This is a genomic window from Chitinophaga chungangae (genome assembly GCF_017742215.1).
Classification (GTDB): domain Bacteria; phylum Bacteroidota; class Bacteroidia; order Chitinophagales; family Chitinophagaceae; genus Chitinophaga; species Chitinophaga chungangae.
In genome coordinates, this window is the sequence record NZ_JAGHKP010000003.1 from 1,135,717 (window position 1) to 1,157,857 (window position 22,141).

At 53.7% G+C, this 22,141-nt stretch carries 19 protein-coding genes and 2 tRNA genes; 12 read left to right on the forward strand and 9 right to left on the reverse strand.

All coding sequences use genetic code 11. The features are described from left to right. The first annotated feature begins 9 nt into the window (after positions 1 to 9). Complete coding sequence (gene rpmI, locus J7I43_RS18870) at positions 10 to 207, forward strand: 50S ribosomal protein L35 (RefSeq protein WP_109700507.1); 198 nt, start codon at positions 10 to 12, stop codon at positions 205 to 207. 39 nt (positions 208 to 246) lie between these two features. Further along, on the forward strand, positions 247 to 591 hold the full coding sequence (gene rplT / locus J7I43_RS18875) for a 50S ribosomal protein L20 (protein WP_120515919.1): 345 nt from the start codon (positions 247 to 249) through the stop codon (positions 589 to 591). A gap of 121 nt (positions 592 to 712) precedes the next feature. Here rplT and ispE read toward each other — a convergent pair whose 3' ends face one another. The 4 genes from ispE to J7I43_RS18895 all read right to left on the reverse strand — a co-directional run bounded on the left by ispE (position 713) and on the right by J7I43_RS18895 (position 4,022). After that, entirely contained in the window at positions 713 to 1,519 is an 807-nt protein-coding gene (gene ispE, locus J7I43_RS18880) for a 4-(cytidine 5'-diphospho)-2-C-methyl-D-erythritol kinase (RefSeq protein WP_209147415.1), read from the reverse strand. Between the two features lie 9 nt (positions 1,520 to 1,528). Beyond that, positions 1,529 to 2,131, reverse strand: a complete 603-nt coding sequence (locus J7I43_RS18885) for a bifunctional nuclease family protein (protein ID WP_209147416.1) — start codon at positions 2,129 to 2,131, stop codon at positions 1,529 to 1,531. A gap of 152 nt (positions 2,132 to 2,283) precedes the next feature. Continuing rightward, positions 2,284 to 3,255, reverse strand: coding sequence for an electron transfer flavoprotein subunit alpha/FixB family protein (locus J7I43_RS18890; RefSeq protein ID WP_209147417.1), 972 nt, complete (start codon positions 3,253 to 3,255; stop codon positions 2,284 to 2,286). A gap of 26 nt (positions 3,256 to 3,281) precedes the next feature. Next, entirely contained in the window at positions 3,282 to 4,022 is a 741-nt protein-coding gene (locus J7I43_RS18895) for an electron transfer flavoprotein subunit beta/FixA family protein (protein WP_209147418.1), read from the reverse strand. Positions 4,023 to 4,129: 107 nt separating this feature from the next. Between J7I43_RS18895 and J7I43_RS18900 the strand changes: the two genes are divergently transcribed. Both J7I43_RS18900 and tilS read left to right on the forward strand, forming a co-directional pair. Continuing rightward, positions 4,130 to 4,435, forward strand: a complete 306-nt coding sequence (locus tag J7I43_RS18900) for a tetratricopeptide repeat protein (protein WP_209147419.1) — start codon at positions 4,130 to 4,132, stop codon at positions 4,433 to 4,435. Between the two features lie 15 nt (positions 4,436 to 4,450). Beyond that, positions 4,451 to 5,788, forward strand: a complete 1,338-nt coding sequence (tilS, locus tag J7I43_RS18905; RefSeq protein WP_209147420.1) for a tRNA lysidine(34) synthetase TilS — start codon at positions 4,451 to 4,453, stop codon at positions 5,786 to 5,788. Here the strand turns inward: tilS and J7I43_RS18910 are convergent. Then, the gene (locus J7I43_RS18910) at positions 5,785 to 6,399 is read right to left on the reverse strand and encodes a rhomboid family intramembrane serine protease (protein WP_209147421.1); all 615 of its coding nucleotides are present in this window, start codon (positions 6,397 to 6,399) and stop codon (positions 5,785 to 5,787) included. The genes tilS and J7I43_RS18910 overlap by 4 nt on opposite strands. A gap of 28 nt (positions 6,400 to 6,427) precedes the next feature. Further along, positions 6,428 to 6,901, reverse strand: a complete 474-nt coding sequence (locus J7I43_RS18915) for a 23S rRNA (pseudouridine(1915)-N(3))-methyltransferase RlmH (RefSeq protein ID WP_209147422.1) — start codon at positions 6,899 to 6,901, stop codon at positions 6,428 to 6,430. Between the two features lie 128 nt (positions 6,902 to 7,029). On the opposite strand from J7I43_RS18915, the gene J7I43_RS18920 reads away from it, so the two are divergent. The 3 genes from J7I43_RS18920 (at position 7,030) to J7I43_RS18930 (ending at position 8,730) form a co-directional block, all read left to right on the forward strand. Continuing rightward, positions 7,030 to 7,103, forward strand: a tRNA-Arg gene (locus J7I43_RS18920). A gap of 225 nt (positions 7,104 to 7,328) precedes the next feature. Beyond that, positions 7,329 to 7,402 (forward strand) — tRNA-Arg (locus J7I43_RS18925). A gap of 62 nt (positions 7,403 to 7,464) precedes the next feature. Further along, entirely contained in the window at positions 7,465 to 8,730 is a 1,266-nt protein-coding gene (locus J7I43_RS18930) for a Na+/H+ antiporter (protein ID WP_209147423.1), read from the forward strand. Between the two features lie 13 nt (positions 8,731 to 8,743). On the opposite strand, the gene J7I43_RS18935 is transcribed toward J7I43_RS18930, so the two are convergent. After that, positions 8,744 to 13,282: a TonB-dependent receptor plug domain-containing protein gene (locus tag J7I43_RS18935; protein ID WP_209147424.1), complete on the reverse strand. Its 4,539-nt coding sequence runs from the start codon at positions 13,280 to 13,282 to the stop codon at positions 8,744 to 8,746. 3 nt (positions 13,283 to 13,285) lie between these two features. Then, positions 13,286 to 15,799, reverse strand: a complete 2,514-nt coding sequence (locus J7I43_RS18940; protein WP_209147425.1) for a hypothetical protein — start codon at positions 15,797 to 15,799, stop codon at positions 13,286 to 13,288. 171 nt (positions 15,800 to 15,970) lie between these two features. Here J7I43_RS18940 and J7I43_RS18945 point away from each other — a divergent pair, with 171 nt between their 5' ends. After that, the gene (locus J7I43_RS18945) at positions 15,971 to 17,713 is read left to right on the forward strand and encodes a hybrid sensor histidine kinase/response regulator (RefSeq protein ID WP_209147426.1); all 1,743 of its coding nucleotides are present in this window, start codon (positions 15,971 to 15,973) and stop codon (positions 17,711 to 17,713) included. Positions 17,714 to 17,804: 91 nt separating this feature from the next. Next, positions 17,805 to 18,707, forward strand: coding sequence for a UbiA family prenyltransferase (locus J7I43_RS18950; protein ID WP_209147427.1), 903 nt, complete (start codon positions 17,805 to 17,807; stop codon positions 18,705 to 18,707). Between the two features lie 49 nt (positions 18,708 to 18,756). On the opposite strand, the gene J7I43_RS18955 is transcribed toward J7I43_RS18950, so the two are convergent. Then, on the reverse strand, positions 18,757 to 19,176 hold the full coding sequence (locus tag J7I43_RS18955; RefSeq protein ID WP_209147428.1) for a DUF6496 domain-containing protein: 420 nt from the start codon (positions 19,174 to 19,176) through the stop codon (positions 18,757 to 18,759). Between the two features lie 90 nt (positions 19,177 to 19,266). Here J7I43_RS18955 and J7I43_RS18960 point away from each other — a divergent pair, with 90 nt between their 5' ends. The 3 genes from J7I43_RS18960 to J7I43_RS24950 all read left to right on the forward strand — a co-directional run bounded on the left by J7I43_RS18960 (position 19,267) and on the right by J7I43_RS24950 (position 22,138). Then, positions 19,267 to 19,698 (forward strand): DUF2141 domain-containing protein, encoded by a 432-nt coding sequence (locus J7I43_RS18960; protein WP_209147429.1) that lies wholly within the window; start codon positions 19,267 to 19,269, stop codon positions 19,696 to 19,698. A gap of 218 nt (positions 19,699 to 19,916) precedes the next feature. Next, the gene (locus J7I43_RS18965; RefSeq protein WP_209147430.1) at positions 19,917 to 20,963 is read left to right on the forward strand and encodes an NAD(P)-dependent alcohol dehydrogenase; all 1,047 of its coding nucleotides are present in this window, start codon (positions 19,917 to 19,919) and stop codon (positions 20,961 to 20,963) included. A 95-nt stretch (positions 20,964 to 21,058) separates the two neighbouring features. Beyond that, positions 21,059 to 22,138, forward strand: coding sequence for an energy transducer TonB (locus J7I43_RS24950; RefSeq protein WP_209147431.1), 1,080 nt, complete (start codon positions 21,059 to 21,061; stop codon positions 22,136 to 22,138). Positions 22,139 to 22,141: the final 3 nt, after the last annotated feature.

A 22,141-nucleotide genomic window follows, 5' to 3' on the forward strand; every position in this document is an offset into this window, starting at 1 on the left:
CGTAGTAAGATGCCTAAAGTAAAGACTCATAGCCGTGCGAAGAAGACGTTTACGGTGACCGGTAGCGGCGCTATCAAACGCCCGAAGGCTTATAAAAGTCACTTGCTGACTAAAAAGTCCAACAAAAGAAAACGTTCTCTGAGAGGAAGTAGCCTGGTGGCCGACGCCAATCTGAACCTGGTGAAGCGTATGCTCGTACTTCGCTAATTGAATCCAATTTATTAAACAAGTTTTAAAAAGCATAACATGCCTCGTTCAGTAAACGCAGTTGCGTCCAGAGCCAGAAGGAAAAAGATCTTAAAACAGGCCAAAGGCTTCTATGGTAAACGTAAAAACGTATATACCGTAGCGAAGAACGTTCTGGAGAAAGGCCTTACCTATAGCTACGTAGGCCGCAAACTGAAGAAAAGAGAATACCGCACCCTGTGGATCGCCCGTATTAACGCTGCGGCCCGCGCTGAAGGAATGACTTACTCCCAGTTCATTCATAAATTGTCAGAAAAACACATCGGCCTCAACAGAAAAGTACTGGCTGACCTGGCAATGAATGAGCCCGAAACTTTCAAAAGCCTTATCGCTTCTGTTAAATAAGCACTTATTCTCTCCAAAATAATAAACCGGTTACCACAGTAGCCGGTTTTTTTGTGCCCGTTCGACAAGAAGTTCAATTGCTTGAAAATCAATCTAATGCATCAATTGTGTAAAAATACCCTTAAAGTTTAAACACCCTGTAATGCCCCTCCCAAACCGCCTCCGGCCATTCTCCCTTCGGAAATATTCCCACCACCGCCGAACCGCTCCCGCTCATCGTAGCGTAAACAGCCCCCGCACGGTACATTTTTTCTTTGATGTTCCGGATCGCCGGGTACTCCCTGAACACCGGCCCCTCAAAATCGTTCGTCAACATTCCCTTCCAGCTGCTCACATCTTTCCAGTCCACTTCCCGTAACCCCGTTTCCGGCCTGCCCGGCGTAAGCTGCCCGAACGCCCAGCCAGTATTCACATGTATTCCCGGATGCACCAGCAAAAAGGAATAACCCGACAGGTCCAACTCCCAGGGCTCCATCACCTCGCCCCGCCCCGTCGCGAAACAGGGCCGGTTGCGGATGAAAAAGGGACAATCACTGCCGAGCCGCGCCGCATAAGCTTCCAGTTTTTCTTCGGGTATATCCAGGTTGTATTTGATATTCAATGCTTTAAGCATAAAGGCGCCGTCTGCCGAGCCGCCGCCCAAGCCAGCCCCGATAGGTACATGTTTGTGAAGATGGATGTGCACGGCCGGCAGCTGCGGGTAGTCTGCCTTCAGCAGGGCATAGGCTTTATTGCAAAGATTGTCTGTTGCATCGCCGGGGATCTCGATACCGCTGTGCGAAAAAATGTTTTCCCCTGCGGTGATCACCTCCAGCGCGTCTTGCAGGGGCAAAGGATAAAATACCGTTTCCAGGTCATGAAAGCCGTCTTCCCGCCTGTGCAGGATATGTAAACCAAGATTGATTTTACAATTGGGGAAAAGGATCACGATTGTAGGCTATTTACTTTTACGGCTGTTGATCTCGTCGCGGATAGCGATGGCGCGGATATAATCTTCCTGCTCCAGCACTTCCTGCAAAAGCGTGTTCAGCTCCTCGAGATTGAGGGCCTTGAGATCGTCTTCAGCACCTTTCTCATGTTCGGAGATCGACGGGCTGCCGGAAGCCTTGGTGGTCTTTTTGCCGGCGGGGTCGTCCAGCAGGATGCCCGCGCTGTTGAGGATGTTCTCGTACGTATAAATAGGGCAGCCAAATCGTACCGCCAGCGCCAGCGCGTCTGAAGTACGGGAATCTATCTCGATCGTATCGTCGTTATTGGAACAAATGAGCTTGGAATAGAAAATACCTTCCTGTAAATTGCTGATAATGACCTCATGCAATTCAACATTAAACGCATTCATGAAATTCTTCATGAGGTCATGGGTCAACGGCCTGCTGGGCTGCATCTTCTCCAACGCCACCGCGATGGCCTGCGCTTCAAACCCGCCGATCACGATCGGCAGACGCCTTAATCCGTTCACCTCTCCCAGTACCACGGCATACGAATGGGTTTGTGTAATGCTATGCGACAAAGCAACTATTTCCAATTCTATTTTTCTCATACTGTCATTACGCGTAAGCGCTCACGTTTATTACTGTGTAAGACGTGAAGTTAGAAAAATAATCGATATCTAAAAAGCATTGGCTGCCGAAGATTAGGGCGCGCGTGAAGTTTATTCCGCGTCCCTTCCGCCCGGCAGCCAGCGCATTGTAATTATTTCCCTTTATACTTCTTTACAGCTTCGGTCAGTTTGGGCACCACCTCGAAGGCGTCGCCCACGATCCCGTAATCCGCCGCTTTGAAGAATGGCGCTTCCGCGTCTTTGTTGATCACCACGATCACTTTGCTGCCGTTTACGCCAGCCAAATGCTGGATAGCCCCGGAAATACCGATCGCCACATACAGGTTGGGCCGCACCGTAAACCCGGTTTGCCCCACATGCTCGTGATGCGGGCGCCAGTGCGCGTCCGCCACGGGCCGGCTGCAGGCCGTTGCCGCGCCCAGCGCATGCGCCAGGTCTTCCAGGATGCCCCAGTTCTCAGGGCCCTTCAGGCCGCGGCCGCCGCTTACCACGATCTCCGCCTCGGTCAGCGGCACTTCGCCGCTCACGGTTTCCACCTTGGTGATCTTTATTTTGAAGTCCGCATCGCTGATGGAAGGCGCAAACGCCTCCACCGCCGCCGTTCCGCTGCCGGCTTCCACGTTGAACGTATTGGGCAGCACGGATACGATCTTTTTTGCGGAGGTGATGTTCACATTGGCAAATGCCTTGCCGGAAAACACGTTCTTTTTCACCACGAACCCCGCCGAGGTATCGGGCAGGGCGATGGCGCCCGCTACCAGACCTGCTTTCAGGCGGGCTGACAATTGCGGCGCAATGGCGCGGCCGGAGAAATTATGCGAGAATACGATCACATCGGCGTTTTCCTTTTCCACGGCTTCGGCGATGATCTTCACGCCAACGCCGGTTTCCAGCTCGTTCAGCCGCGCATCCGCCACATGTAGCACTTTGGAGGCGCCGTACCGGCCGAGGGACGCCAACTCGTCTGCGCTCACTTCACCCAGCACGATGGCCGTAGCCTGCGTGCCCAGCTGCTGCGCTACTTTGGAACCGTATTGTACGGCTTCCAGCGCGGATTTTTTAATGTTACCCTGAAATTGATCGGCAAATATTAAAACAGACATCTAGTTCGATTTAAGGAATGAAAAGATCAGATCACTTTGGCTTCTTCGTGCAGCAGTTTCACCAGCTCTTCCACGTTGTCCGGCGAAATCAGCTTTACGCCTGCCTTTGCGGGCGGCAGCTCGAACGAGGTTACGCTCGTAAGCTGGTCTACCGCCACGGGAGCGATCACTTTCAAGGGTTTGGTGCGCGCCGCCATAATGCCGCGCATATTAGGAATACGCGCTTCGGCCATGCCTTTCTGCGCGGAGATTGCCACGGGAAGGCTCACTTCCACGGTTTCCTCGCCGCCTTCGATCTCTCGCCTGAGCGTGGCTGTTGTGCCGTTCACGTCCAGTTTGGAGGCGATGGACACAAAAGGCAGGCCCGCCAGTTCGGCCACCATGCCGCCGATCGACGATCCGTTATAATCGATGGTTTCTTTCCCGGTCAGTATAATATCGTAGTTTTCCGATCTGGCATGCGCCGCGATCTGCGAAGCAATAAAATAACTGTCATGGCTATCCGCATCCACCCTGAACGCTTCGTCGCCGCCAAGCGCCAGCGCCTTGCGGATCACGGGCTCGGTATCAGCGCCGCCAACCGTGATCAGGTGCACCGTGGCATTCAACGTTTCCTTCAGCTCCAATGCCCTTACCAGCGCGTACCATTCGTCGTAGGGATTAATGATGAACTGAACGCCCGCTTCACTGAATTTCGTGTTGTTGTCTATGAAAGCTATTTTTGCAGTGGTGTCGGGCGTTTTACTGATACATACTAATATCTTCATATCCGTAAACTGGTTTTTATTAAAAAATGCAGTGTTTACAAATATATGGGATTTAGCATTCCGGCAATCAGCACCGCACGAGCGTTTTAAAAATAGCATTATCGCACATGGACAGGATTTCCCGATTACAGGCGTTTCTCGCAGACAGTCCGCAGGACAGCTTCCTGCAGCACGCGCTGGCGCTTGAATACATCAAGATCAACGACGACCGGAGCGCCCGCGGCGTTTTCGAAGCCTTGCTGGCAAACGATCCCAAATATGTTGGTTCCTATTACCATCTCGGCAAGCTGCTGGAAAGGATGGGAGAGCAGGACGCAGCCATCGCCGCATATGAAAAAGGAATGGAAGTGGCCCGCGAAATACGGGACATGCACGCTTACAACGAATTGCAGGCTGCGCGCGAAGACCTTTAACAACAATTACATTACATGATCGGAAGACTACGGGAATTTATCCGCGAAGAAAGGATCTTTAACGAAGGAGAAGGGCTGCTGCTGGCCGTTAGCGGCGGGCTGGATTCCAGCGTGCTGTGCCACCTGCTGGTGAAAGCCGGCTGGAAAGTGGAACTGGCGCATTGCAATTTTATGCTGCGGGGAGCGGAAAGCGACCGCGACGAAGCTTTTGTGCGCTCGCTCGGCGAACGTTACCAGGCACCCGTACATGTTACCCGTTTTGATACGGCCGCATATGCGGAACAGCACAAACTGTCTGTGCAGGTGGCCGCCCGTGACCTGCGCTATGCCTGGCTGGAGCGCCAAAGGGCCGCGCTGGGGCTGGCCGCGGTGGTTACCGCGCATCATATGCAGGATAATGTGGAAACGCTTTGGATGAATCTTTCCAAAGGCACTGGCATGGCCGGTTTGCACGGCATTCTTCCTTTGCAGGGGCATATCGCGCGGCCGCTGCTGTTCGCTACGCGGGAGGAAATTGCCGCATACGCCAAAGAAGAAGGGGTCGCGTTCGTGGAAGATAGTTCGAATATAACGGACAAGTACACACGTAATTATTTCCGCCACAATATATTACCGCCGCTGCAGGCGCTTTTCCCGGATGTAGTGCGGCAAACGGGCGCTTCCATCGATCGTTTCCGCGAAGCGGAGGAGTTGTACAAACAAGCGGTGGAAGAACATAAAAAGAAACTGCTGGTAAAAAAAGGGGAGGAGTACTTTATCCCGCTGGTCCGTTTCAGCCAGGCGAAACCGCTCGCTACTATCGCGTACGAACTGCTGAAACCCTTCGGATGCAGCCCCGCGCAGGCCTCGCAGGTAACCGCGCTGCTGGATGCGGAACCGGGAAGGTACGTCACCACTGCTTCGCACCGCATCGTGCGCGACCGGAAATGGTTCATCGTCGCACCGCTGAATACTGCGGAGGCGGGTTATTTCATCATCGAAAAAGAACAGGAAAACCTGCGCCTGCCAAACGTTGCATTCAGGTTCCAGTATGCGCAGAACGATACCAACGCCGTAAGCGCAAACGCTGCCGTGGCCTGCATCGACGCGGCCGGGCTGCAATTCCCGCTGATGCTGCGCCGCTGGAAGCAAGGGGATTATTTTTACCCGCTCGGCATGAACCGCAAAAAGAAACTGAGCCGTTTTTTCATCGACCAGAAACTGTCGTTGCCGCAGAAGGAAAAGGTGTGGGTGCTGGAATCGGCGGACAAACGGATCGTGTGGGTAGCGGGCATGCGGATAGACAACCGCTTCCGGGTGACGGAAAAAACACGGCAGGTATTGCGCATTACGATGACGGAAGAAAGATCCTAGAAAGGCAGCCGGGTGATTTTTTCGAGGAACACCCTGGCCAGCTCCGGCCGCATCACCAGCGGGAAAATGAAGCCCAGCACGGCTCCCCAGAAGTGCGCGTCGTGGTTGATGCCGTCTCCGCCGCCGCGGCGCGACATATAGGCGGAATAAACGAGATACAGCAAGCCATACAGGATGCCCCAGATGGGGATCACGAAATACAGGCCCAGCTTATGCCAGGGCTCGAAGAAGATGGAAGAGAAAAGAACGGCGGACACTGCGCCGCTAGCCCCGATGGTGCGGTAGCCGTATACGTCTTTATACCTGAAAAAAGTATATACATCGGGCAATATCAGCCCCAGCACGTACAGGAGAATATAAAAAAACTTCCCGCCCAGGTATGCCTGCATATACGATTCCGCTACGCTGCCGAAGAAATACAGCGTCAGCATATTAAAGAACAGGTGCATAAAATCGCCGTGTATAAAACCGCTGGTCAGAAAGCGGTAATACTCCTTGTTATGAGCGACCTTATAGGGCCAGAAACTCAGCTTGTCGATTTGATCGGGTCTGTTGAACGAAGTAATGGAAACCAGGCAGGTAATGATAATGATCGCTATGGTAAGAGACATAAATTCTTCTGTTAGTTTGTAAAAATAATCATTGATGATGATATTTTTCGTTATTGAGCACGGTATAGGCCCTGTAAAGCTGCTCGGTAACGATCAGGCGCACGATCTGGTGGGGAAATGTAAGCGCTGAAAGCGACATGGTGGTTTGCGCCCTTTGCAGCACGGCCGCGTCGATGCCGAAAGCGCCGCCGATCAGCACGATCAGCTGCCGCGTGCCGGAATTTTCACGCTGCCGCACGAAATCCGCCAGCTGCATCGTGCTCATGCTTTTGCCGCGTTCGTCCAGCGCCAGCAGGTAATCTGCCGGCTGCAGCATATCCAGCACCAGTTTGCCTTCGGCTTTTTTCAGTTCAGGTATGGAAAGACTGGCTGCCTGCTTTACCGTCGGTATCAGTTTGATGTCAAAATCCGTATAATGCTGTAATCTTTTCTGAAATATTTTAATGCCTTCGTTGATATACGCATCATTCTCTTTTCCGATGCTCCAAAGCTGTATTTTCACGGGTTTCAGCGTTTTAGATGTAACGTCAAAAATAAATGGAAAATCGCGGATGCGGAAAAAAAGCAATGAAAGGTTTGCAGAAATAAAAATTCTCCATACATTTGCATCCCGTTCAAGAACAGAACAATGGCTCTGTAGCTCAACTGAATAGAGCATCTGACTACGGATCAGAAGGTTTCAGGTTTGAATCCTGACAGAGTCACTAACAATCTTCTACGAATGGATAAGCCCGGCATACGAACAGTTTGCCGGGTTTTTCTTTTTAACCCCATTTACATTAAAATTTGGCAAAATATGAGCGTAGTGACGGTCAAAACAGCCATGCCGGCGAAACAGCTGTGAATAATGCATGTTGATAATTTATTTCTTACTGCTGATTGATTTTTAAAAAACTATTCCTACTTTTGCTACCCGTTCAAAACAACATGGCTTTGTAGCTCAACTGAATAGAGCATCTGACTACGGATCAGAAGGTTTCAGGTTTGAATCCTGACAGAGTCACAGAAGAACAGAAGGCCCGCCAGACAGAAGTTTGGCGGGCTTTTTCGATAATACGCAGCCTTATGAACAATTACAGCATCGTATTATTTATCCTCGCGATCATGACCGGCCTTTCCGTAGTAGCGGAAAAGATCAAACTGGCGGCGCCCATCCTCCTGATCGTTGCCGGCATCGCCATCGGTTTTTTCCCCGGCCTGCCGGAAATAGAGATCAATCCCGAGATCGTGCTTCTCATTTTCCTGCCGCCGCTGCTGTACGACGCCGCGTTCAATATCGATTTCAAGACCTTCAAAACGAATATCAATACCATTTCCACGCTGGCCATCGGCCTCGTGTTCGTTACCGCCTGCGGCATCGCCGTGGCTGGGTATTACCTGATCCCCGGCATGACCTGGCCGCTGGCCTTCGTGCTCGGCGCCATCCTTTCCGCAACAGATGCGGTGGCAGCTATCAGCATCACCAAAGGGCTTGGTCTATCGCACAACACCATCACCATCATTGAAGGCGAAAGCCTGATCAACGACGCTTCCGCGCTGGTGGCTTACCGTTTTGCCGTGGCGGCGGTGGCCGGCGCTTCTTTCGTTATTTGGGACGCCCTGCTCGTGTTTGCCGGTCTGCTCGCGGGCGGCGCGCTGGTAGGCATTGTAATGGGAAAAATTTTAGGGTTTGTATTACGCGCCGTGCGCGACAATCATCTCGCCGTGATGAGCTTTATGCTGCTGGCGCCATTCGTGACGTACCTGCTCGCGGAAGAGCTGCATGTTTCCGGCGTGATCGCCGTGGTAATGCTCGGCCTGAACATGTCCAGGCTCAGCAACCAGCGATTCCCTGAGCACATCCGCAACCAGTCCAAAAACATCTGGGAAACCATCATCTTCCTGCTCAACGGTTTTATCTTCATCCTTATCGGTCTCGAATTTCCCATCGTGGCCCGCGCGATAGACGACAGCCAGATCTGGAACTACGTGGGTTATGCGTTGCTCATTACCATTGCCGCGCTGCTCCTCCGCATGGGCAGGATGTTCATGCAGCAGGTGAACCTTCAGCGCGCGTTCACCGCCAAAAAAAGAAGGATCACCGAAGCGGCTTTGCTGACGCTGGAAGAAAGCATGATCATCAGCTGGTCTGGCATGCGCGGCATCGTATCCCTGGCCATCGCCATCGGTTTGCCCAGGACGCTGAAGAATGGCGAGCCTTTCCCGATGCGGAACGAAATTATCTTCATTTCAACCGTAGCGGTATTGCTCACGATCATCGGGCAGGGCATCACACTGCCCTGGATCGTGCGGAAAATGCAGGCGGGAAATAAAAAGCCCGCCAAATTGTAGTCTCTTTTCTTTTTTACTCTATCGTGGCTTTCAGCCCTTCGTTCCAGTGTTTATGCTCCGGCATGTAGTACAGGTAAGCCACCGAAGCCTTGCCCTGGTACTTCCCCGGAATATCCGCCTTCAGGTCCAGCGCGATATTTTTTGTTTCTCCCGGTTCAAATGCCCGCCAGTAAAGCACGAGATAGTTATCAAACAATTCGTAATAAGCGAGGCTGTTTTCTTCCGACAATTGTTTCAGCTGCCAGGGCTGCAGCGAAAGCCCCGCGGGAATGCCGATCTTGGCCACTGCCATCGGCTGCGGCGTATTGCGTTTGTTTTTTAGCGAAATGTTCAATCGTACGGTTTCTCCTGTTTTTACTTCATGCCGTAACAGTTCCGTGCCCAGTTCCAGCTCGGCTTCGGGGCTGTTGGGCGGGTAGAAGGTCTGGTATGCCATTTCTATGGAATAATAGAGGCCGCCCTTGCCGTTGGTGTAGCTGGCCGTGAAAGTTTGCGGTTGGTCGTCGGTTTTTGCCGGCGCGAAAACGCCGGGTTTCATTTCTTCCCCGTTCAATGTAAAATGAGCGTCCGTGGCGGCGGCCATCTCCCCGACGCGGGAGGCATAGGCCGTCATGGCCTGCAGCGCCAGCACCGTTCCCTGCGTAGAGCCGTAACCGTAGTATGATTTCATCTTCATGATCTTTTCCAACAACCGGGACATTTTATCGATGTCTGGTTCCTTTTCGCGGGTCATCGCCAGCACGCGGAGCGCGGCTACTTCCACTTCCAGCGAAGCGCCGCGGGATTTGACCATGGAGGTCTGCGCGGGGAGGGTTTCATCCTCCAGCATGTTCATCAGTACGCGGAAATCCGCTTCCAGCTCCAGGTTGTCGGCCGCAAGGGCCATCAGGCCGAGCAGGTAAGGGTCTTTATTGTCCACCGCCTGTTTGAACGCGTATTTATATTCCCGCATGATCTCCGCGCCCATGCCCGCCTGCGTGAACGCGTACACGACGTAACAGTTGGTGACCGCCGCGGAAAAACCGTAAAACTGCCCCATGCCGTGATCGTTCATTTTAAAACCGCCTTTGCCGTCGCGGCGGCTGAGCAACCATTTTTTTGTGCGTTCGATCATTGCGCGGTCTACATTTACGAACTCCTGCATATCGGTAAACTCCATCAGCCCCATGGCGGTAAGACCGGTGTGCGGCGGCGTATGGCCGAACCATTCGAAGCCGTCCTGTTTCGTTTCGAAGGAAATGAGCCGCGCATATCCCTGCTGTATATAATCCATCGCCTGTTTTTCCACTGCCGGGTTGGATTTCCCGCTTTTGCGCAGCAACCGCAGGATGAGCACGTTGGGCCAGGTGGTGGCGGAAGTTTGTTCGAAGCAGCCGTGCGGCTCGCGCAGCAGCGATGTGATCCCGTCCAGCAGCTGGTTTTCGAGGCCGGAAAACAGGCGGAGGTTGTATTGGAGGCTGCCGGGGATGGGTTTTGAAATCGGGAAACGATGCGTGGCCGGCCGGCTGCCAGAGAATACCTCGCGGATGGGAAATCCTTTCGGGGCCGCTTCCACCGGCACTTCCAGCGCTTCTTCCATACCGTCTCCGCTTGCTCGTATGAGAAGCGTTTCTTTGCAGGCCTTCAGCGCTTCCACCGGGATGTTGATCTGCTTTGCACTGCCCGGGTTGAGCGTTACATCCAGCTCGTAATGGTTTTGCATGTAACCGCGACCTGCTTCGCCAACGCCCACCTGCACTGCCACCGGCGCCGTTACCAAGATTTTCAGGTACGCAACGCCGGTGCCGTTATTCTTGAGGTTGAGCGGCATCAACACATGATCGCCCACGGAAATGGCGGGTGGCATTTTGGCGTCTATCACCAGCGGCTGTTGCGCGCTGTAGGTCGTTTCGGTTCGGCCAGGCTCGCCGGTGTAGCCAATACCTTCCGCGATGGCCCTGAAAGTAGTGGTGGCGTCGGAATTATAAAAGCTCACAACGGCCTCGCCGTCGCGGTTGGTCTGTATTACGGGGTTCCAGTAAAGTGTTTCCCTGAAATCGTCCCGTACCGCGGTTTTCACCGATGCGTAAACGGGGGAGTAGAATTTTTTCGCTACCACGAACACCGGTTTGTCCTGCCATACCATCTGCGCCATGTAATCGCCGGGCTTGTACAACTTAAGCCGGATACTTTTTTGCCATCTTCTGGATTGGATGAGGATAACGCCATTGGCTGCCATACATCCGTATATCGCCGTTGCCGCGGCGTCTTTCAGCACGGTGATGTTGAGAATATCATTCGGGTCTATCCGCAAGCTGTTCATCGAAGCGGGCACGCCGTCTATCACCACCAGCGGCTGGTTGTTGCCGGCCAGCGTGGATTGCCCCCTGATCATCACTCTTCCGCCCGCGATAGCGCTGGTCGGTTCAGCGGCCTGCACACCGGTTAGCCGGCCAGACAGCAAAGTGGCAATATCCTGCTGCGCGCTCAGTTCCATACCGGAAATCACGGCTACCGCCGTGCCCGTGCTACTTACCTTCCTCGCCATACCCATCGCGATCACCACCACTTCCTCCAGGTTTTTCGTGCCTTTGTCCAGGTCATTCAGCAAACCGGCCAGCTGTTTTTCTTCAGATCTAACCGCCGCCATGTTGATAAACCCGTCTTCGGCGGAAGCAAGCGTATCGCTCATGAAAAGGGCCGCCTTTTCCCGCGGCGCGGGCAGCATTACCGAACCAAAACCTTTGCTGGTAACGGATACATGTACCCTTTCACCTTTTTTCCGCGAGCGCGCGATCACGTAATATTGTTCGGCGGGCCGGAGACCGGAGAAATAAAATTGACCGTCTTCTTTCGTTTCCATGAACGCCACTTTATCGTTTCTCCCCGAATTTCTCGCGTTCAGCAGGTAAATGCGCCCCGCAACCGGTTTATTGGCCGTATCGAGCAGCACGCCGTTGAGCGCGTTCGTTTGTTCGGGAAGAAAATGCAAACGATCGTCGTTTTCCGTTTGCTGCGTGTATTCGTAATACCGGTAACCATGTGTGAGCATCACGAGATCCAATGCGGGTAAGGCTTTCGGCTCGTTTTCCTTGAAATAGAAATTGGGCTCTTCGACCTTGCCGCTCAGCTCGGAATTCATCAGCAGCCAGGCGAGTATATGATGTTGTTTGTCGTCCGCGAACGTCCAGAGCTTATCGTCTACCACCGCCAGTGAGAGATTCGACGGCACGGCCTGCTTCGCCGCATTTTCGGTCTTTATCTTCAGCGTTACTTTTTCGCGCGGCAGGTACGTCGGTTTGTCCGGCGTCAGCGAAATGCGCAGCGTTTTGTTCGCCTGGAGAAATACTACTCTTTCCGCCAGCGGCAGCCCGGCCATATCGAGTACCGTAAACCGCGCGATACCGGCCGGGAACCTGGATGTATCCACCGCAACTTCTGTATTGCCCGCATCGAGGTCGGTTATTTTTTCAAACAGCAATCGTTCCCTGCTGAAACCCGCGATTCGCACGCGTTGCCTGTTCGTACTGCGCAGGCCGAGCACAAGTCCTTCGGATTTGCGGTTGAAATGCATTACCAGTCCCTGTTCTGCGGCAACGGGCAATACATATCGCCGCGAGATGCCTTTGGGTGAGGTGATATGCGCTTCATACCGCCGGCCGCTTTCGGGCGTAAAAGAAAAACTGCCCATCCCGAAGTGATAGCTGCTGAAACGGGCCACCGTATTGCCTTTATCGTCCATAACGATTCCCTGCACATCCGCCGCTTTTCCAAATTCGTTGACGGCTTTAAAGGCCATGTTAGCGGGAAGCCCTTCCACCAGCGTGCCGCCTTCCGGCAGGAATTGCAGGTCTATTTTGTTCAGCACGATAGGAATGGCGCGGGAAATGGATTCAACGTATGCGTCGTATTTCACGGTCACGTTAAGCAGGCCGTTGCTGGTTTCCAGCGTTTCGGGCAGGCGGAACCTGATGGTGGCTTTGCCGTCTTTGTCTGTACTGAAAACATTGGCGGCGGCGGATTTGCCATTGAGGCTCATCGTATATTCGCACGGATACAGGGCCACGGGCCTGCCTTCAAGATTGCGCATGGAAAATTCCGCGGCCACTTCGCTTCCCGGGCCATAACCTTTCCCCGGAAATTCAAGCTGCATCAGCACGCGTGGCGCCACTGCCCGGTGCAGCGTGATCTCTTTGGTGAACCAGCGGCTTTCTTTTTCGTTCTGCATCCACGCCGTATACGCTCTCAGCCGGTACACGCCGCCCGGCGCGGCAGTGGCAAAATCGTACGAACCTTCTACATACCCGTCTTTCACCGGCAGCTTCAACTGCTGCACCACGTTGCCCGCGGGCGCGATAATGTCCACGTTCAAAATGCCGCTGATGCCGGAAGGGCGGAGGTTCTCGCCTTTCACCACGTAGGCTTTGAAAAACATCGTTTCGCCGGGTTTGTAATATACGTGACTGGTTTGCACATATACTTTTTCCTTTCGCCCGGCATAGGCGGATAACTGTGCATGTGCCGCGCAACGGCAAAAAATGGCGAGTATGAATAATATCAGGCAATGTTTCATAGATCAGAATTGAAAGGAAAAGTGAAGGCCATAACTTTGAACGGGAGGGAGCTGGAAAAAATCGAGGCCGGATGTGTTCGGCTGGTCGAACAGCAGGCGGTCCGGGTCGGAGCCGGAATAAGCTTTCCAGAGAATGATGTTGCCCGCCGAAGCCGCGACGGTTATTTTCTGAAACACTTCTTTTAATGTCCAGCTGTAAGCCAGCTCCACGTTCCTCAACCGCAGGCAATCTCCTTTTTCAATGTAATCTTCCGCCACGCCGCCATACCCGTAACGCACCCAACGGTTTTGTTCAAAAGGTTTCGCCGGGTCGTAGAACTGCACCGGCGTGTTATTGGGATGACCGTTTTGCGTTACGCCGGGGAAAACATAGCCGCGAACATCGCGCTGCAGGTCGCTTTTGGCAGACCGGCCATAATAATCCAACACCGCGGCGGTGCCGTTCCAGACATCGCCGCCCTTGCGCCATTCCAGGTTTGTTTGCAGGCGGAATTTCCGGTACCGCAGCTCGTTGGTGAATTTCATGATGAAATCCGGAACGGGGTTGCCGATGATCTTCGGCTCCGGCGCCACCAGCGGGAATCCGTCCGCGCCGATCACCATCCGGCCGGAAGCGTCGCGCAGCCAGGCGCTGCCCATGATGACGCCGAAAGGCTGATCTTTCGCCATCACTTTGTACACATCGCTGAAACCGGCCAGCGGCGTGTAGTCGTAGCCGTTTTCGACAGCGGTTACACGGTGTTTCCAGGTGGTGAAGGAAATCGTGCCGCTTGCCGAAAATTTGCCGCCGCTATTTTTACTGAACTTTTCCAGCTCCAGTTCCCAGCCTTCGCGGCGGTGACCGCCCACATTCCGCAATTCCAGCCGGTCGCCCGCGGCTATGGGAAACACGTCGTGCAGGGTTGCCTGCCCGAACCGGTTAACCGTCAGCACAAGCAGATGATCATAAGTGACCTCAAGCCCCGCGTTCCAGGAGCGCGCCTTCGTTTGATCGAGGCCGTCGAAGCTATCTGCCTCGGTATTCGGAAGATAAAGATTGGCCTGGCTTACGGCGTAGCGCAGCAGGTTGGCGTAAGCGAGCGAATTGCCGACGGGCAGCTCGGTGGCAGTTTGCCGGTAATTCCCGCTGGCTTTGAAGATTAACGCGCTATGGTAATTATCGTCGAAAGTGAGGTGCCCCGATACCGATGGCATCATCCAGCTGGTATTGCGGGCCGTGTTGGAAAAAACGGAAAGGGCGCCCAGCTCCAGGCCGCCGCTAAACCGGCCGACGTTTCTGTAGCGGATATCATATTGCAGGGAAAGGTTGCCGGCGCTGCGCTGGTAATCGTATTGCATGGCGCTGAGGCGGTAAGCGGTAACACTGCGGTTATCCGTAAATACAAAGCCCGCGCTGGCTTCCATGTCCAGCCCCGACGCGAAATGCGGTACATAATAACGGGCTTCCGTTTGCAGGAAATAATTACGGTCCTGCTGGTCGCGCAGCACGATTGCCCCTGCGGGAAACCCCGCCGTACCGGGCATATAACTTTCATTGGCGTGTTCATCCACCTGTTCGTAAGACTGCAGCGCTTTTAGTTTCACCCTGCGAAGGTTAAGCAACAGGCCCAGCGAGCCCTGCTGCTGCCGACGGGAATAATTGCGCCCGTTGCGGTCGAGCAGGAAACGGGGATTGTCCGCATTGCTGCCATAGGCAGGCGTTCCAGCGCCGTAAGCATTGTCGAAACTGGCGGGCGTGAGCAGCATGTTCCTGTAAACCCTTTGCAGGAAACCGTTGCGCGAGGGATTGGCGAGCTTGTCTTCATTCAGCAGGTAACCGGTGCGCAATTCCAGCTTTTTGAAAAAAACGTTCACCCGCGCATCCAGCTGGTGGCCGGTATTGTGGTTTTGCGGCAGGATGAGCTGTTCGGAGCTGTTGCCGATGCGGAAGTTGAAGTCGAGGATGCGACGGGAAACGGTATTAAGCTCGCCTGCCAGGCTGAAGGACTGGTTGAACAACGAGCCGGTGCGCAGCAGGGAATTATCATAGGGGCGTGCCGCTTTGCCGTTGCCGGTACCTGCAGGTACGAGGCGGCCATTGGCGTCAAAAGGATAAGTGCTGCCGTCGTATTCAAGTGCAGACAGGGCGGGGCCGTAGCTGAACATTTCCCCGGTTTCCGCGCCACGCCATGAAAGCGCGCCGGCCACGCTGCGGCCCTGGGCATACCGGCGCTGCAGGAGCGGGAGCGAAGCCGCACGTTTGAAGGAATACCCCGCGGAATAGGAACCTCCAAGCCTGAGCACGGGCTCCTTGCCTGGAACGAACTCCACTTTACCGTTGTGCAGCTGCACGGTCTTTACGTCGGCGGTAAAAAAATGCCTTTTGAAAAGGCGGAGGGAAGTGAGCCGCATATCCGTGGCCGAATCGGCGACCGGGCCGGCCGCCAGCTCTTCACGGATCAGTTTCAGGTAATCGTCGGATTCCTGGGCGAGCAAACAGGAAGGAAAGATCAGGAACAGGAATAAAAGTCGCTTCATACGTGCCGGTTTGGGAAAGGATGTTGCCGCGGCAAAAATTCCATAAAGCGTGAAATTTTTTTTTTGTATCTTGGTAGGGATACTACTGCAACTGTTTATACCAACACGACAAAAGACCAGATTTCGATAACCCATTTCGTGAAAACCATATTCCCGGTTAACCGGCTCAAGATGAAAAAACTTATACAAAGTCTGCTGAACGCGGGAACCGCGCAGATAGAAGATTCCCGGGTAAGGCGTTCGATCGTTATTATCAATACCCTCTCTTTATTGACGGCCGTGATGGTCGCGCTTGTTACCGCATTCCTTTACTGGTATACCCGCAGCCTGTTGATCCTTATCCCGTCCCTGCTCGAGATCTGCTGTTTTGCCGGCGTGATCATGCTGAATTATTACCACCGCCACAATGCGGCCAGCGTAGCCACTTTATTGATCCATTGCTGCTTCGGCATCTATTTCGGTTCCGTGCTCGGCAACGCCATGCCCATCGAACTGATCACCGCTTTCCTCTTCACCTTCCTGATCGGGGCTTCGTTCCTCGTGTTCAAAAACCTGAAAGTGCGGCTGATCTCCCTGGCCTGCGCCATCTTCCTGATCGTGGCCGTGCAGCTCAACGATTATTTTAATATCGTGCAGCCCATGTACGTAGTGCCCGCGCTGGTGCCGGTCCTGAAAATGGGCTGCTGGGGAGGCATGCTGATACTGATGGCTTATGTAACGTTTTTCATCATCCGGCAAAACGATATGTTCCTGAAAGAAAACCAGCAGCTGCTGAGCGCCCTGAAAGAAGCCAACGCCGCCAAATCCAAGTTCCTCCGGGAAACCAGCCACGAGATCAGAACGCCGCTCAACGCTGTGTTCGGCATCGCGCAGCTGCTGCATGGCCGCAAACACCAGATCGACGATCCCGAACTGCAGCAGGACATCAATTATCTTTATGCCGCGGGTTTTCTGTCGCGCGAGATCGTCAACAATGTGCTGGATATGGCGAAGATCGAAGCGGGCAAATACAGCGAGCCTGTAATGGAAGCCGTAAGCCTGAAAGAGAACGCGGAAAGCTGCGTGGCCCTCAACCGATACGTGGCCGCCACCCGCAGGGTGCGCATCCAGCTGGCGATAGACCCCTCTATTCCTGAATACATCCGCACCGATCATATTTTTCTGAGCAAGATCATCAACAACCTGCTGAGCAACGCCGTGAAATTCTCCACGCCCGGCGCCGGCGTGGAAGTGCGCTTCAGGCAGTGGCAGCAGCAGCTGTACTGCTCCGTGAAAAATGAAGGGCACCTGCGCGCCGAACAGCTCGATAAAGTATTTCAACCGTTTGAGGCCGAACGGAACGGTCAGGTGGAAGGCACCGGCCTGGGCCTGCAGATCACCCGGCACCTGGTGCAGCTGCTGGGCGGTGAAATTGTGGCGGAAAACCAGGGCGAACAAATACAGTTCGAATTTCGCATACCGCTGCAGGCCGCTACCGCATTGACTTCCGAGGCGGGCGGCCCGGCTGTGGAAAAAGGTGAGTTCAACGGGTATAAAGTGCTCGTGATCGAAGACGACCTGTTCAGCGGCCACGTGATCCGCAAATTCCTGTCTGAAGCCGGAGCGGATACGCTGCTGGCAGACAGCGGGGAAGAAGGCCTCGAGCTGCTGGAAGCCTATCACCCGGACCTGCTTATCACCGATTCGCACCTGCCCGGCATACAGGGCCGGGAAGTGCTGGCGCGCCTCCGCGGCATGCCGTCGTTCCGCCATCTGCCCGTTATTATCGCCTCCGGCGATGCGTTCACCGAAGCGAGGGAAGAAATGATCCGTGCCGGCGCAAACGATTATCTCGTTAAACCCTTCCTGTACGCCGATCTACACAAACTGCTGGAAAAATACCTGCCTGCCCGTGTGGAACAGGTCGCCGGGTAATGCGCCCCGCCGCAATCTCCACCGCATTTGCCGTCAAATTGATTAATTTTAGTGAGAGACACGCTTATTCTCCACCCGAGTTAACAATTTTATGATCTACCTATGCAAATCGGCAGTAACCGCTTCCATGAGGGAGCTTTATATTATTTGGCGCTTCATCAATAACGACATCTGGGACACGGTGATCCCCTGCCTCATCACCTTCATCACCGCCTGGGTCTACCACAACAAACCCGTAGACGATTTCCCGTTGTATTTTCTTTTTGCTGTACTGTACACCGTCCTTTACATCCTCACGTTCTGCATCGCCAACCAGGTGAATTCCGTGGAGGAAGACCGCATCAACAAGCCAGACAGGCCGCTGGTGCAGGGTTTGGTAACAGAAGTGGAAACCCGCAGACGTTTCGTGGTGTACAGCATCCTGTTCCTGATCGTGGCGGTGTGCCTGCAGCTGCTGTGGCTGGCCATCGCCTGGATGATCGTTACGCAGATGCTTTGCAAATGGGGCTGCAGCAATCACTGGTTCACCAAAAACGTGGTGTGCATTTCATTGGGCACGGTTACGCTGCTGGCCGCGGAATGGAACATCGTGGAGCCGGTAACGGGCAATGTGTGGGCGTACATCATCGCGATCAGCCTCTGGGCGGGGCTGGGCCTTCCTTTGCAGGATATGCGCGACCAGGTGGGCGACCGCATCATGGGGCGAAAAACACTGCCGCTTTCCGTAGGCGATACTACAGCGCGGGTATTGCTCAGCGTGTATTTTTTCCTGTTTTCGCCGCTGGTCTATTTCTGCATCCTCCTCACGCAATCCGGCGTACGGGAGATATTCGCCAGCAAACTGCTTACCGGCATCGTGATCGCGGAAGTGCTGTGGCACTGGTGGGTGGCGCTGCGGTTGTGGCTTTACAAATCACCGAAGGCAGACGACCGCACGTATCACTGGTTCGTATACCTGTTTATCGTCACCATTCCGCTGATCTGTTTTTTGTAAGCAACCAAAAGGCCGGCTGTGCGGCCGGCCCTGGTCTATGTATGCAAACCTAAGCGTGAGCCGCCTTTTTACGGGTGGCACGTTTAGCCGTGCTTTTTTTCGCCGCCGATTTTTTTGTTGCGGCCTTGCGGGTGGCGCGTTTGGGGGAAGAACGTTTGATCGCCGCCTTGCGCGTCGCTTTTTTTGCCGTGGCTTTTTTTCGTGTACCGCTTTTTGCGGTTGTTTTTTTAGCGGCGGCTTTCCTGGTGCCGGCCTTCTTCGTCGCACCTTTGCGGGAAGCGGCTTTTTTACCCGCCGCTTTTTTCGGCACCTTGGCGCCTTCCTCACGGGCTTCGCTGAGACCGATGGCTACCGCCTGTTTGCGGCTGGTCACCTTTTTGCCGCTGCGGCCGCTCTTTAACTTTCCTTCCTTCATTTCATGCATGGCCCGCTCCACTTTGTCGCCCGCCTTTTTTGAATACTTTGCCATAAAATGGGTTTTTAGTTATCTATGCTCCCACAAAACGCAGACCATACAAACTGGTACAATATTTTCAACGTATATCCTTAAAAGGAAACCATGGCCCTGAAAACATTTACAACCCTGATCGCATGCATTTTCTTTGCAGGCTCATCGGCATACGCACAGGCACAGTACAGGATCAAAGTCACCAATCTCGACAACAAAACAGGCAAGCTGTACATCGGTTGGTATAAAGACGCGGAGAGTTTTATGAAGCCCCGTAAAACCGCGCTGGTAAAGATTGTAGAGGTGAAAGACCAAAACGAGGTGACTGTTGGTTTCGACGAAGTGCCAAGCGGCACATATGCCATTTCCACTTTCCTGGACGAGAACGGCAACGAAGACCTCGACCTTTCCGTGATCGGCAAACCCAGGGAAAAATACGGCTTCTCCAACAATGTAAAACCCGCTATGCGGCCGGCGGAATTTAAAGAAGCCGCTTTTACCGTGAACGGGGAAAACAAGACCCTGACCATCCACCTCAAATAGTTTTTTGTGGAAGGATCGCCACAACCATTTGCCCGTTATGGTTGTTAATCCTGTGGCCGATCTCCCCGCTTATGCGTTATCTTTTTCCGATCGCGGCGTTAAAAAGCCGCCGTCGAAAATACGTCGCTGATGTTCGGGGACGAATGAACCGGCCGCTTCAAAATTTGTATAAAATTCAGGGATAATTTACCGCTTTATTCATTTTTTAAATATTTGGTATGACCAGCGTAAAAGCATATGCCGCTCAGAATGCCACCTCGCCGGTGGCTCCCTGGAGCTTCGAGAGAAGAGACCCCGGGCCCCATGATGTTCAGTTTGATATCCTTTACTGCGGTGTTTGCCACAGCGACCTCCACCAGATCCGCGATGAATGGGGCAATTCCATTTTCCCCATGGTGCCCGGCCATGAGATCGTGGGCAGGGTTACCAAAGTAGGCGACAAGGTTACAAAATTCAAACCGGGCGACCTCGCCGCGGTGGGCTGCCTGGTAGACAGCTGCCAGCATTGCGATAATTGCGCGGAGGGCCAGGAGCAATATTGCGAGAACGGTTCTTCCGGCACGTATAATTCTTATGAGCAGGACAAAAAAACGCCTACCTACGGCGGTTACAGCAGCATGATCGTGACCCACGAAAAATTCGTGCTGAAAGTATCGGACAAGCTGCCGCTGGCCAATGTGGCGCCGCTGCTGTGCGCGGGCGTTACTACTTATTCGCCGCTGCGCCACTGGAAAGTAGGCAAGGGGCATAAAGTGGCCGTGATCGGTTTGGGCGGATTGGGCCATATGGCGGTGAAGTTCGCCGCTTCCTTCGGCGCGGAAGTGACCATGCTGAGCACTTCACCCAAAAAAGAAGCAGATGCAAAGGCACTGGGCGCCCACAAGTTCATACTGACCTCCGACCCGGAACAGGTAAAAAGCGTGCGCAACACCTTCGATTTTATCATCGACACCGTGTCTGCCCCGCACGATTATAACATGGTGCAAAGCATGCTGCGCACCAACGGCATCCAGATCTGCGTGGGCGTGCCGCCTACGCCGCTGGAGCTGTACGGTTTCAGCCTGATCGGCAACCGCAGGAGCATTGCCGGCTCTATGATCGGCGGCATTCCCGAAACACAGGAAATGCTTGATTATTGCGCCGAGCACAACATCGTGAGCGACGTGGAAGTGATCGATATCAATTATGTGAACGAAGCGTACGAAAGAATGCTGAAAGGCGACGTGCGTTACCGTTTTGTGATAGACATGAGCACGCTGAAATAATTTTCTTGCCACACATTTGCCAGGCCGGCCGGTTAACCGCCGGCCTTTTTTTTTGCCGCGTACATTGTGTATTTTCATTCCGCAAATCTTTGCCTGTGAAACAATTTTTTCTTTTCCTCGCCCTGATTGCGGTAATGCGCGCCAACGCACAGCCGCTGCGGCCCACACCCGGCCTGATGGCCAAATTCTCCCAGGCTATGCTCCAAGAGCAGGAAAAAACGCCCATTCGGGAAAAACTGACCGCACTACTGCAAACGCCCGGCAATTCCTTTAATCTCAAAAAGTCCATTCAGCGCGCCACGGAAGACCCGCAAACGTTCGCATCGCTACTCTCCGCTACTTTCAGGATCAATAACAACCTTCAGCAGGAAGAACATAAATACCTGCGTTCGTTGCGGCTGACGGAGAAGGAAGCCGCCGGGCTCACGGAATACGCCATGTATCTTTTCGCCGCCGGAACAAAACCGGATTATGGTCATGCTGCGGGGTTCCGTTACGGCGTAAAACGTTTCCGCGACATTGCCGGGAAATGGTTTTATATCGTCACCATTACAGCCGGGCATGAGATTGAAATGAAACGGTACGCCACCGGCGCAACGGAGCCCGTTCAAAAGATAACGGGAACACTGAACGGCAACCTGGTCGTAACGGAAACCGACAGTCTCAATTGGAAATATTATTTCGTGGAGGGCGTATTGGGCATATCCAAAGGCGGAAGGCATTTTGACGAATATTTTGAGAGCACGCCGGAAGGGGAATTTACCGGCGACGGGCCGGGAAGCGCTTTCAGTGACTATTCCCTGGAAAAAATGACGGAGTATTCCGAGGATTCAAGTGAAGTGCGCTACCCGGACCCCATACTTGTCAGGCTGCCCTACAAACCCTGGTTTCCGGGAGGGAAAGCGGGATTGGCGAAGTATTTCGAAACGAACCTGCAATACCCTGAAGAAGCCCGGAAGAACAATGTGGAAGGAAGGATAAAGGTCTCTTTGATCGTTACTGAGAAAGGGAAAGTTAAGGACATCGAAACCACCGGCGAACACATTGGTTTCGGACTGGAAGAGGAAGCCATACGCCTGGTACGCGCGATGCCGGACTGGGTGCCTGGCCGGCAGGGCGGAAGGGCGGTGAAGGTGAAAATGACGGTACCGGTCGATTTTGACATCATGCATTAAGCC

Excerpts from the sequence above, each read along its gene's own strand:
- rpmI (WP_109700507.1), top strand. The coding sequence starts at position 10 with ATGCCTAAAGTAAAGACTCATAGCCGTGCGAAGAAGACGTTTACGGTG.
- rplT (WP_120515919.1), top strand. The coding sequence starts at position 247 with ATGCCTCGTTCAGTAAACGCAGTTGCGTCCAGAGCCAGAAGGAAAAAG.
- J7I43_RS18885 (WP_209147416.1), bottom strand. The coding sequence starts at position 2,131 with ATGAGAAAAATAGAATTGGAAATAGTTGCTTTGTCGCATAGCATTACA.
- J7I43_RS18890 (WP_209147417.1), bottom strand. The coding sequence starts at position 3,255 with ATGTCTGTTTTAATATTTGCCGATCAATTTCAGGGTAACATTAAAAAA.
- J7I43_RS18895 (WP_209147418.1), bottom strand. The coding sequence starts at position 4,022 with ATGAAGATATTAGTATGTATCAGTAAAACGCCCGACACCACTGCAAAA.
- J7I43_RS18900 (WP_209147419.1), top strand. The coding sequence starts at position 4,130 with ATGGACAGGATTTCCCGATTACAGGCGTTTCTCGCAGACAGTCCGCAG.
- tilS (WP_209147420.1), top strand. The coding sequence starts at position 4,451 with ATGATCGGAAGACTACGGGAATTTATCCGCGAAGAAAGGATCTTTAAC.
- J7I43_RS18910 (WP_209147421.1), bottom strand. The coding sequence starts at position 6,399 with ATGTCTCTTACCATAGCGATCATTATCATTACCTGCCTGGTTTCCATT.
- J7I43_RS18930 (WP_209147423.1), top strand. The coding sequence starts at position 7,465 with ATGAACAATTACAGCATCGTATTATTTATCCTCGCGATCATGACCGGC.
- J7I43_RS18935 (WP_209147424.1), bottom strand. The coding sequence starts at position 13,282 with ATGAAACATTGCCTGATATTATTCATACTCGCCATTTTTTGCCGTTGC.
- J7I43_RS18940 (WP_209147425.1), bottom strand. The coding sequence starts at position 15,799 with ATGAAGCGACTTTTATTCCTGTTCCTGATCTTTCCTTCCTGTTTGCTC.
- J7I43_RS18945 (WP_209147426.1), top strand. The coding sequence starts at position 15,971 with ATGAAAAAACTTATACAAAGTCTGCTGAACGCGGGAACCGCGCAGATA.
- J7I43_RS18950 (WP_209147427.1), top strand. The coding sequence starts at position 17,805 with ATGATCTACCTATGCAAATCGGCAGTAACCGCTTCCATGAGGGAGCTT.
- J7I43_RS18955 (WP_209147428.1), bottom strand. The coding sequence starts at position 19,176 with ATGGCAAAGTATTCAAAAAAGGCGGGCGACAAAGTGGAGCGGGCCATG.
- J7I43_RS18960 (WP_209147429.1), top strand. The coding sequence starts at position 19,267 with ATGGCCCTGAAAACATTTACAACCCTGATCGCATGCATTTTCTTTGCA.
- J7I43_RS18965 (WP_209147430.1), top strand. The coding sequence starts at position 19,917 with ATGACCAGCGTAAAAGCATATGCCGCTCAGAATGCCACCTCGCCGGTG.